Raw genomic sequence first — 10,563 nt, forward strand, 5'->3', positions numbered from 1 at the left:
GTTGAGCCAACTGCACTCAACCCTACACTGATCACCGCGGGTTGGCACGCCTTCCTCCGTTCACTGCGCGATCGCGCCCCGATCGGACTAGTGTTGATCACGTTGAGTCTCGATTCGGGAGCGATTTCACACGGAAATCACCCAAAAGTATTGAGTGTTAAATGCGGGGTTGCTCCACTTCCCAGATGCCAGAAGCATCCGGCCCGCTCCTCGCGAGCCCACCAACGCACACCGACGTGCTCGCTGCCGAAGGCGGCGCGCTCTCCGGCGTCGAGAACGCCATCAACACCGTCTTCGAGCCCATCTCGGACGGCTTCTCGAACCTCGTGTTCGGCGAGCTGACCATCTTCGGCATCACCTTCCCCTGGATCGTGGCCTGGCTGGTGATCGCCGCCGTCGTCTTCACCGTCGCGTTCGGGTTCATCCAGTTCCGCTCGGTCGGCTTGTCGGTGGCGCTGCTGCGCGGCAAGTACTCCCGCCCGGACGACCCCGGCGAGATCACGCACTTCCAGGCGCTGTCCTCCGCGGTCTCCGCGACGGTCGGGCTCGGCAACATCGCCGGCGTCGGCGTCGCGGTCACCGTGGGCGGCGCGGGAGCCACCTTCTGGATGATCGTGTGCGGCCTGCTGGGCATGTGCACCAAGTTCGTCGAATGCACCCTCGGCGTGAAGTACCGGGAGATCCACGAGGACGGCACGGTCTCCGGCGGCCCGATGCAGTACCTGCGCAAGGGCATCGCGGAGCGCTTCCCCGGCAGCTTCGGCGCCGGGCTGGGCAAGGTCCTCGCGGTGCTGGCCGCGATCATGATCCTGTTCTTCGGGATCGCGGGCGGCAACATGTTCCAGGCGAACCAGACCTTCGCCCAGCTCCGCAACGTCACCGGCGGCGAGGAGGGCTACCTGGCCAGCGATGGCGCGGCGCTGATCTTCGGCCTCGTGCTGGCCGGGCTCATCGGCATGGTGATCATCGGTGGCATCAAGTCCATCGGCGCGGTGACCAGCAAGCTCGTGCCCACGATGGGCATCGTCTACGTGCTCGCCTGCCTGATCGTGATCGGCGTGAACATCACCGCGGTGCCCGCGGCGTTCGGCGAGATCATTCGCGGGGCGTTCACCCCGGCCGCCGGGTTCGGCGGCGCGATCGGGGTGCTGATCATCGGATTCCAGCGCGCGGCGTTCTCGAACGAGGCCGGGCTGGGCTCGGCCCCCATCGCGCACTCGGCGGTCAAGACCCGCCACCCGGTGACCGAGGGCTTCGTGGCGCTGCTGGAGCCCTTCATCGACACGGTGATCGTCTGCACCATGACGGCGCTGACCATCGTCATCTCCCGCACCGACTTCTGGGTCAACGCCCAGCAGCAGGTGATCAACGGCGGGGAGACCCCGGACGGCGTCACCGTCACGTCGGAGGCGTTCGGCACGGTGCTGCCGTGGTTCCCCTACGTGCTCACGCTGGCCGTGGCGCTGTTCGCGGTCTCCACGATCATCACCTGGGGCTACTACGGCCAGCGGGCCTGGCTGTTCCTGTTCGGCAAGAGCCGGGCCAACGAGATCATCTACAACGTGATCTTCTGCACCTGCACCGTGATCGGCTCGGTGCTGACGCTCACCAGCGTGCTGAACTTCGCCGACGCGGTGCTGTTCGCGCTGGCCCTGTTCAACATCATCGGGCTGTACCTGCTGCTGCCGGTGGTCAAGCGGGAGCTCAAGAGCTTCCGCGAGAAGCTCCGCACCGGCGAGATGGCCCAGGTCGAGGAGCCGACGAAGGTCTCCTGACCCGGATCTGACCCGCGGAAGGGGCGTCCGCTCCGGCGAACGCCCCTTCCGCTCGTTTCCCGCGCAGGTCGCACAACCCCCGCGGAACCGCCCGCCGCGCGGGCGGTTCCCCCGATCAGCCCTGCTGGACCGCCTGCACGTCGATGTCGACCCGCAGGGTCGTGCCGATCGCGGCGATCCCGGTGCGCAGCGCCTGGTTGAAGGTGATCGCGAAGTCCTCCCGCCGCAGCTCGGCCGTGGCCGAGGCGGAGGCCCGCGAGCCGCCCCACGGATCTGGCCCGACCCCGGCGTAGTGGGTGTCCAGCACGACCGGGCGGGTCACCCCGCACAGCGTCAGGTCCCCGGCGAGCTCCCAGCGCTCCCCGCCGGCGGGACGCAGCCCGGTGGCGGTGAAGGTGATCTCCGGGTGCCGCTCGACGTCGAGGAAGTCCGCGGTGCGCAGGTGCGCGTCCCGCTGCTGGTTGGCGGTGTCGACGCTGGCCGCGTCGATCCGCACCCGCACCTCGGTCGACTCGACCGGGTCACCGACCTCGATCTCCCCGCTGAACTCGGTGAACCGCCCGTGGATGCTGGTGATCCCGAGGTGCCGGGCGCTGACCCGGACCGAGGAGTGCGCGGGATCGATCACCCAGGTGCCCGGGGCGGGCAGCTCGGCGCCTCCCGCCCGGCGCAGCTCCAGCACGCCCAGCCGGGCGTCCTGACCGGCCCGCACCAGCGTGGTGCGCGCGAGCGGTTCGTAGCCGGGCGTGGTGACGATCGCCGTGTACGTGCCGGGGCGCAGCCCGGTGACCACGGCGGCGCCCTCCTCGTCGCTGCGGACGCGGGCGGCCTGACCGCCGCCCGCGTCGATGAGCGTGAGCGCGGCCTCCGGCACCGGCCAGCCGTCACCGGTGCGCACCGTGGCGGTCACCCCGCCCGCGCCGTCCACGTCGCTCCTGCTGTTCTCGACCGCCGTCATGCTCAGTGCCCCAACTCGACGTCGTGGGTGGTGCGTTCGCCCGCGAGCCGCAGCGGAGCGGCGACCGGCGGGTACCCGGTGGCGATCACGGTGTAGTCGCCGTCGGGCAGGTCGGTGAAGGCGTAGTCGCCCTCGCCGTCGGTGGTGACCGCCGCGACGACCTCCCCGGCCGCGTCGAGCAGGGTCACCCGCGCGTCGGGCACCGGCAGTCCCAGCTTCGCGGAGCGGACGACCCCGGTCAGCGAGGCGCCGGTCTGCAGCGACACGTCGATCTCCAGGCGCTCGCCGTCCCCGACCACCACCGGCAGGGCGGCCGGGCGGAAGCCCTCGGCGGTCGCGGTCAGGGCGTAGGAGCCGCCCACGAGGTCGGTGAACTCGTACCCGCCGTCCGGTCCCGTGGCGGCCGAGCCGATGACCTCGCCGCGCAGGTCGGTGAGCACCGCGGTGGCCCCGGAGATCCCGCGCTCACCGCAGCGCACCGCGCCCGTGATCGCGCCGGAGCCGAACATCCGCACGTCGTGGCGCACCGGCTTGTCGCTGACCACGACCATCGAGGCCGTGGGCTGGTAGGTGCCCGCGGCCGCGATGAGCACGTAGGTGCCGCCGTGGGTGAGGTCGAGCCGGAAGCCGCCGTCGGGCGCGGTCCGGGCCCGCTCCACCTGCCTGCCGAGCGAGTCGGTCAGGGTGAGCACCACGCCGGCGACCGGCTGGCCCGCCGAGTCCTGCGCCGAGCCGTGCACGAACAGGCCACCGCCGTCGGGGCCCTCGTGCCCGGCCCCCGCGAGATCGCCGGCCAGGAAGCTGCCCTCGGTGCTGTGGTTGTTCCACACCGGCGTCGTTGACCAGGAACGGGAGTGGTTGCCCACAGAGTTGTCCACAGGCTCGTCGTGGCGCGGTCCCGCCTCGGGCGACACTGCGGCGAGCTGCGCAGAACCACCCTGCTGAGCGACCGCCGATGCGGTCCGCTCCGCCGAGTTGTCCACAGGTAGCTGGCGGTTGTCCACAGCTTCGGCCTCTCCGGGGGAGTCGATGGTGGTGCGCAGCGGGACCTCCCGGATGAACACCACCGCGAGCAGCGTGATCACCGAGATGCAGGCGGAGACCAGGAAGATGTCTCCGATGGCGTCGCCGTAGGCCGCGCGCACCACCTCCTGCATCGCCGGGGGCAGGGCGCCGATGTCCAGCGAGCCGCCGCCCGCCGCCCCGCCGCCGGTCGACACGCCCCGCTCAGCCAGGCCCTCGTTGACGTAGTCGGTGACCCGGGACGCCAGCACCGCGCCGAGCACGGAGACGCCCGCCGAACCGCCCAGGGTCCGGAAGAAGGTGACCACCGAGGTCACCGAGCCGACGTTCTTGCCGGTGGTGACGTTCTGGACGGTCAGCACCAAGTTCTGCATCAGCGAGCCGACGCCGATGCCCATCAGCGCCAGGTACACCCCGACCAGCACCAGGTTCGTGGTGTGGTCGACGGTCGACAGCAGGCCCATGCCCGCCACCAGCACGATCGAACCGAAGATCAGGAACGGCTTCACCCGCCCGCTGCCCCGGGAGATGATCTGGCCGGAGAGCGTGGAGGACAGGAACAGCCCCAGCACCATCGGCAGCGTCATCAGCCCGGCGTGCGTGGGGGTGTAGCTGCGCGCGATCTGGAAGTACTGCCCGAGGAACACCGCCCCGCCGAACATCGCGGTGCCGACCGCGACGGTGCTGATCGTCGCCAGCGTCACCGTCGGGTTGCGGAACATGCTCAGCGGAACGATCGGTTCCGGGAACCGGGACTCGATGATCACGGCGATGATCAGCGCCACGATCCCGCCGCCGACGTAGGCGGCCGTCTCCGGGGACGCCCAGGGGAACTGCTTGCCCGCCAGCGAGACCCACACCAGCAGCAGGCTCACGCCGCCGACGAGGAACAGCGCGCCGAACCAGTCGATGCGCACCGGGCGCTTGATCACCGGCAGCTTCAGCGTGCGGCCGAGCACGATGAACGCGATCACCGCGATCGGCACGGTCACCCAGAAGCACCAGCGCCAGCCGAGCCAGGAGGTGTCCACGATGAGGCCGCCGACCAGCGGCCCGCTGACCGTGGCCACCGCGAAGGTGGCCCCGATGTAGCCGCTGTAGCGCCCGCGCTCCTTCGGCGCGACCATCGCGGCGATCACGACCTGGATCAGCGCCTGCAGGCCGCCCATGCCGATGCCCTGCACGGCGCGGAACCCGATGAGCTGCGGCATCGTCTGCGCGAAGCCGCCGAGCACCGAGCCGAGCGTGAACACGGTGATGGCGATCTGGTACAGCAGCTTCTTGCTGAACAGGTCGGAGAGCTTGCCCCAGATCGGGGTGGAGGCGGTGGAGGTCAGCAGCATCGCCGTGACCACCCAGGTGTACTGGCTCTGGCTTCCCCCCAGGTCGGCCAGGATGCGCGGCAGCGCGTTCGAGACGATGGTCGAGCTGAGGATGGCGACCAGCAGCGCCAGCATCAGCCCGGACATCGCCTCGAGGATCTGCCGGTGGGTCATCGGCGAGTCAGCGGCCGGCACGTCCGGAGTCCGCTGGTGCCTGCCGTTGCCGGCGGCTCCCGGACTCGCGGTCGATGCCGAGCTCGCCGGCGCGGCCTCGCCGAGCGTCGAGCGTGTCATCGAGTTCCTTTCTGCGCGGGGGGCTCGGGACCGTCGCCGGGGTGCGCGGCGGCTGGTTCGGCCCGGGGTTCGTCGTGGTGCTCGGGAACCACCGCTCGCCGGATGTCGGTGACGCAGGTGTCGAGCAGTCCCGCCAGGTGGCGGATCTCGTTCTCGTCCCAGTCGCGCAGCGCCTCGCTGAGCCATTCGGCGCGGCGCCGCTCGATCCGGGCGAGCGCCTGCTCGCCCTCGGGGGTGGCGCGCAGCAGCGCCACGCGGCGGTCCCGCGGATCGGGGCGCCGGGTGATCAGCCCGGCCTGTTCGAGCTGGGACACTTGCCTGCTCACCACGGACGCGTCGACCACGCGATGCGCGGCCAGCTCGGAGGCTCGTGATTCCCCGCAGTGCACGAGCTCGCCGAGCAGGCCGGTGGCGGCGTAGGGCAGGTCGTTCTTGGAGTGCTGGAGCGTCTGCATCGCGGCCTGCTTGAGGCCCATCAGAGTGCGCATGGGCCGGAGCAGCTCGCCGCACGTTTCCGGTGTCGGTCCCATCAGCCCCATCCTTTAGTTGCTGCACGCAACTATATGGGACGTTAGTTGCAGAAGGCAACTTACCTGAGGGTGCGCTGCGCCACCTCACCCGGCCGGACTCGGTGCGGCGGCGGGGTGGGGCTCAGAACATCCGGTTCAGCTGCCCCAGCAGGCGGGAGAGCTGCTTGAGGTCGTCGGTGGACCAGTGCGCGAACTCGCCGTGCATGTGCTCGCGGCGCTGCTTGCGCACCTGCGCCAGGCGGGAACGACCCGAGGCCGACAGCTGGATCCGCCGCGCCCGCCCGTCGTCGGGGTCCGGCACCCGCTCCAGCAGGTCGAGCTCGACCAGCGTGGCGATCTGCCTGCTCACGGTCGACTTGTCCAGCCCGGTCCGGTCCGCGACGTCCATCCCGCGCAGCGAGCCGGCGTCGTCGACCATCAGCAGCAGGCTGTAGGAGGCGGGATCGAGGTCCGGGTGCACCTGGGACGCCACCGTCATGGAGAAGTTGCGAGCGCGCCGGAACATCATCACGAGCTCGCGCTCGACCGATTCGGCCGCTCTCCGGCGCTCCCGATCGGAGGGTCCGGAACCCGCTGCTGGTCCGTCCACCGGCGTCTCGATCTCCTCGACCACGGCCGTCTCCGCCCTCCGACCTGCACTGGCGCGCGTTCCCGCGCATCTCCAGTGTCCCGTTCGCCCGATCGCGCCCGGCTTCCGGGGTGCCGCGCCCGGCTCAGGACCGGTCGGCCCGGCCGGACTTCGCGCCGAAGTAGTCGCCACCCTTGCGCTTGGCGTCGTCGGTCCCCCAGCTGCGCTTGCGCAGCACCGGGACCATGCGCGGGATGTGTTTGCGGCAGTGGATGTAGGCCTCCTCGACCTCGACGACCACCCAGCGCTCCGGGGTTCGGCCCCGGTCGAACTCCTCCGGCAGCCCGGGATGCCGCTCGCGCAGCTCGGCGTCCTCGACGATCTCGGCGACTCCGTTGACGTGCAGACCGATCAGGTCCTCCGCGAAGTCGACCAGCAGGATGCCGACGTGCGGGTTCTCGGTGATGTTGCCCAGGCTCGCCAGCACGCCGTTGCCCCGGTACTCCGGGTAGGCGAGGTGGCGGTCGTCGAGGACCTCGATGAACCCGGGTGGGCCCGCGCGCAGGCTGGAGTCGCACTCGCCCCGGGAGTCGGAGGTGGCGACGAAGGCCAGCTCCATGCGGCCGATGAACTCGCGCATCGTCGGGTTGAGGTGGTCGAGGACCTGGTCGTCGTAGAACCGCCGCGCGCGCTGCCGCGTCCCGTAGGCGTCCTGCAGCAAGTGCTCGCCGTCGGATCCGGGCAGCTCGGCGTCCCCGCGGTCGGCTTCCTGGCTCGGCCCGCGCCGGAGCGCCTCGTCGCCGCGTCCCCCGGTCGAGGGGTCAGCGGGCTGAATGTCGGAACGCACGCGCACAGAGTGTCATGTGCACGCCACGATCCACACCATCAGCCGCAGGTTTCCCCGGAACATTCCCAAACGATCTACCGTGTGTAGTCGAAACGCCCTCATCCGTGGGATCAATAGTGTGAGGGACGACGAGGCGTTATGGTCCTGCACGTCGGGGGACAGTCACGCCAGCAGCACCGCGCACCGGACCAGGTGCCACTCCGACTCCGTGGGGACCACGACCGAACCATGTCAGCGAACGCCGTACTGAGCCCGGGACCCCGTCCGAACCGGCCGACGCCCGAGCGCGCGAGCCAGATGGTCCACCTGATCCGGGAGAGCTGGGCTGGCATCGAGGCGCGATCCGACGAGGTCGCCCGGTTCTTCTACGCGATGCTGTTCAGCATCGCCCCCGGCACCCGCGAGCTCTTCTCGGCCAACATGGAGACGGTGCGCGACCGGCTGATGCGGGCGCTGGTGCACATCATCCAGATGATCGACCGCCCGGACGACCTGGTGCCCTTCCTGCACCAGCTCGGCAGGGACCACCGCAAGTTCGGCGTGGTCGCCCAGCACTACGAGGCCGTCGGGACCGCGCTGCTCGCCGCGATCAAGAAGCACTCCGGGGACGCCTGGACCCAGGAGGTCGAGCGCGCCTGGGCCGAGGCCTACACCGTGATGGCGACCGCGATGATCACTGCGGCGAACGAGGACGACGGGCCCGCCTGGTACGACGGCGAGGTCATCGGCCACACCCGGCTGACCAGGGATCTCGCGGTGATCCGGGTCGAGACCGATCATCCGGTGCCCTACCAACCGGGCCAGTACGTGAGCGTCGAGGTGCCGCAGCGCCCCCGGTTGTGGCGCTACCTGACCCCGGCGAACCAGCCCGGCGAGGACGGCGTGCTGGAGTTCCACGTCCGCTCGGTGGACGGCGGCTGGGTGAGCCGCGCGCTGGTCGGGCACACCCAGCGCGGAGACCGCTGGCGGATCGGGTCGCCGATGGGCCACCTGCACGTGGACCGGGAGAACGAGCGGGACGTGCTCATGATCGCGGGTGGCACCGGCCTGGCACCGATGCGCGCGATCGTCGAGGACCTGGCCCAGTACGGCCGGAACCCGCAGGTGCGGCTGTACTACGGCGGGCGCACCCGGGACGACCTCTACGACCTGCCGAACCTGCAGCGGGTCGCCATGACGAACCCGTGGTTCCACGTGGTGCCGGTGCTGGAGGACGACCCGACGGCGACGATCGCCGAGCAGGGCTCGCTGCCCGAGGTGGTGGCGCAGCACGACTGGTCCGGCCACGAGGTCCTGATCAGCGGCTCACCCGCGATGGTCCGCGCCACGGTCTCGAAGCTCCTGGTCACCGGGGTGCCGCTGGACCAGATCCACTACGACCCCTTCGCCCTGGACTGAGGCGGCGGGCCCCGCGCTCGCCGCGCCGGGGATGCGGCGGACGCCCGCGACGCGGGCGGGCCGCCGGGGAGATCAGCGCCGGGATTCGGGCTTCCACACGACGAGGGCCGTTTCCTGGTGCAGCGGAACGAGATCGCGGCGGTAGGACGCGTGGACCTGGGCGGCCTTCTGCTCGACCGCCGCGTAGGCGGTGGTCAGTTCCTCCATCAGGCCCTGCACCTGGTCGCGCAGCGCGTCGACCTCGTTCTCCAGCTCGATGATCCGCTTCACGCCCGCGAGGTTGACGCCCTCCTCCTGGGAGAGCCGCTGCACCTCGCGCAGCTGCGCGATGTCGCGGGCCGAGTAGCGCCGCCCGCCCGCCGGGGTGCGACCCGGCGAGACCAGACCGAGCCGGTCGTAGCTGCGCAGCGTCTGGGCGTGCAGCCCGGAGAGCTCCGCCGCCACTGAGATCACGAAGACGGGCGTGTCCTCGTTGGCACCCGGCGGGAAGCCGATCGCCACGCCCAGCCGGGCTCGTGGACCATCACCCATGCCTACCTCCCGAGCAGCTCGTCCCACTCCGCACGCGGCTCGTGCTCCGCGGTGGCCTCCGCGTAGGACCGCAACGCCTCGGTCGCCGCATCGTCCAGCGCGGACGGGACGACGACCTGCAGGGTGACCAGCAGGTCCCCGGCTCCGCCGGACTTCCTGCCCACGCCCTTGCCGCGCACCCGCAGCGTCCGCCCGCTGGCGGTACCGGGCTGCACCTTCAGCGAGACCTTCCCGTCCAGGGTCGGCACGGTCAACGTAGTGCCCAGCGCCAGCTCGGGGAAGGTCACCGGAACCGTGACCGTGAGATCATCACCGGATCGTCCGAACACCCGGTGCGGGTTCACGTGCACCACGACGAACAGGTCGCCGCCGGCCGCGCCGTTGCGCCCCGGTTCGCCCTGCCCGGCGAGCCGGATGCGCTGGCCGTCGTTCACCCCGGGCGGGATGCGCACGGTCAGGGTCCGGGTGCGGGTCGAGACGCCCTCGCCCCGGCAGTCCGGGCACGGGTCGTCGATGATCTGCCCGCGGCCGCGGCAGTCCGGGCAGGGCTCGCTGAACGCGAAGGCGCCCTGGCTGCGGGTCACCAGGCCCGCGCCGGAGCAGGTGCCGCAGGTGCGCGGACGGGTGCCCGGCTTCGCGCCGGAGCCGTGGCAGGTCAGGCAGGTCGCCGGGCTGGACAGCCGCAGCGGCACGGTGGCACCGCGCACCGCCTCGGCGAAGTCGATGCGGACCTCGGTCTCCACGTCCGAGCCGCGCTGCGGCCTGCTCGCGGCCGAGGTGCCGCCGCGACGGCCACCACCACCGCCGCCGCCGAACAGCCCGCCGAACAGGTCGCCGAGTCCGCCGGCACCCGCGCCACCGGCGCCGGGCCGGGCGCCACCGGCGCCGCCGAACAGGTCGCCGAGGTCGAAGCCGCCCGCTCCCGCGCCGGAGCCGAAACCGCCGAAGCCGCCCTGGTTGCCGCCGAAGCCGCTGCCGAACAGGCGGCGCGCCTCGTCGTACTGCTTGCGCTTCTCCGGATCGGAGAGCACGCCGTACGCCTCGGAGACCGCCTTGAACTTGGCCTCCGCCGTGCTGTTGCCGGGATTGGCGTCGGGGTGGTTCTCCCGCGCCAGCTTCCGGTACGCCTTCTTGATGTCGTCAGCGCTCGCGTCGGACGACACGCCCAGCTCGCCGTAGAAGTCCTTGTCGAGCCATTCCCTGGCACTCACCGGGCGCCCCTCCTCCCGCTTCGCTGTGCTGCCGCACCGGCCGGTGCCGGTGCGCTGGTCGCCGCCGCTGGTGCGGACGCGGACCCGACCCCGGGGGGGGGGGGAG

At 71.2% G+C, this 10,563-nt stretch carries 9 protein-coding genes; 2 read left to right on the forward strand and 7 right to left on the reverse strand.

Annotated elements, in window-relative coordinates; all coding sequences use genetic code 11:
- Positions 1–185: 185 nt before the first annotated feature.
- Entirely contained in the window at positions 186–1,775 is a 1,590-nt protein-coding gene (locus ACL03H_RS14735) for an alanine/glycine:cation symporter family protein (protein WP_412811780.1), read from the forward strand.
- 115 nt (positions 1,776–1,890) lie between these two features.
- On the opposite strand, the gene ACL03H_RS14740 is transcribed toward ACL03H_RS14735, so the two are convergent.
- From ACL03H_RS14740 to ACL03H_RS14760, 5 genes are all read right to left on the reverse strand, one after another.
- Positions 1,891–2,733: a YceI family protein gene (locus tag ACL03H_RS14740; protein WP_412811781.1), complete on the reverse strand. Its 843-nt coding sequence runs from the start codon at positions 2,731–2,733 to the stop codon at positions 1,891–1,893.
- Between the two features lie 2 nt (positions 2,734–2,735).
- Complete coding sequence (locus ACL03H_RS14745; protein WP_412811796.1) at positions 2,736–5,252, reverse strand: MFS transporter; 2,517 nt, start codon at positions 5,250–5,252, stop codon at positions 2,736–2,738.
- A gap of 116 nt (positions 5,253–5,368) precedes the next feature.
- Positions 5,369–5,860 (reverse strand): MarR family winged helix-turn-helix transcriptional regulator, encoded by a 492-nt coding sequence (locus ACL03H_RS14750; RefSeq protein WP_412811782.1) that lies wholly within the window; start codon positions 5,858–5,860, stop codon positions 5,369–5,371.
- 163 nt (positions 5,861–6,023) lie between these two features.
- Positions 6,024–6,515 (reverse strand): MarR family winged helix-turn-helix transcriptional regulator, encoded by a 492-nt coding sequence (locus tag ACL03H_RS14755; protein ID WP_412811783.1) that lies wholly within the window; start codon positions 6,513–6,515, stop codon positions 6,024–6,026.
- A gap of 100 nt (positions 6,516–6,615) precedes the next feature.
- Complete coding sequence (locus ACL03H_RS14760) at positions 6,616–7,317, reverse strand: pyridoxamine 5'-phosphate oxidase family protein (protein ID WP_412811784.1); 702 nt, start codon at positions 7,315–7,317, stop codon at positions 6,616–6,618.
- 297 nt (positions 7,318–7,614) lie between these two features.
- Between ACL03H_RS14760 and ACL03H_RS14765 the strand changes: the two genes are divergently transcribed.
- Positions 7,615–8,715 (forward strand): globin domain-containing protein, encoded by a 1,101-nt coding sequence (locus tag ACL03H_RS14765; RefSeq protein ID WP_412811785.1) that lies wholly within the window; start codon positions 7,615–7,617, stop codon positions 8,713–8,715.
- Between the two features lie 72 nt (positions 8,716–8,787).
- On the opposite strand, the gene ACL03H_RS14770 is transcribed toward ACL03H_RS14765, so the two are convergent.
- Together ACL03H_RS14770 and dnaJ are read right to left on the reverse strand one after the other, a co-directional pair.
- Positions 8,788–9,246, reverse strand: coding sequence for a heat shock protein transcriptional repressor HspR (locus ACL03H_RS14770; protein ID WP_412811786.1), 459 nt, complete (start codon positions 9,244–9,246; stop codon positions 8,788–8,790).
- A 2-nt stretch (positions 9,247–9,248) separates the two neighbouring features.
- On the reverse strand, positions 9,249–10,457 hold the full coding sequence (gene dnaJ, locus ACL03H_RS14775) for a molecular chaperone DnaJ (RefSeq protein WP_412811797.1): 1,209 nt from the start codon (positions 10,455–10,457) through the stop codon (positions 9,249–9,251).
- Positions 10,458–10,563 lie beyond the last annotated feature (106 nt).

This window comes from Saccharopolyspora antibiotica (genome assembly GCF_047200635.1).
Taxonomy (GTDB): Bacteria; Actinomycetota; Actinomycetes; order Mycobacteriales; family Pseudonocardiaceae; genus Saccharopolyspora_C.

Bases quoted from the DNA above. Each gene is read 5' to 3' on its own strand.
- ACL03H_RS14745 (WP_412811796.1), bottom strand. From the start codon at position 5,252: ATGACCCACCGGCAGATCCTCGAGGCGATGTCCGGGCTGATGCTGGCG.
- ACL03H_RS14770 (WP_412811786.1), bottom strand. From the start codon at position 9,246: ATGGGTGATGGTCCACGAGCCCGGCTGGGCGTGGCGATCGGCTTCCCG.
- ACL03H_RS14750 (WP_412811782.1), bottom strand. From the start codon at position 5,860: ATGCGCACTCTGATGGGCCTCAAGCAGGCCGCGATGCAGACGCTCCAG.
- ACL03H_RS14765 (WP_412811785.1), top strand. From the start codon at position 7,615: ATGGTCCACCTGATCCGGGAGAGCTGGGCTGGCATCGAGGCGCGATCC.
- ACL03H_RS14740 (WP_412811781.1), bottom strand. From the start codon at position 2,733: ATGACGGCGGTCGAGAACAGCAGGAGCGACGTGGACGGCGCGGGCGGG.
- ACL03H_RS14735 (WP_412811780.1), top strand. From the start codon at position 186: ATGCCAGAAGCATCCGGCCCGCTCCTCGCGAGCCCACCAACGCACACC.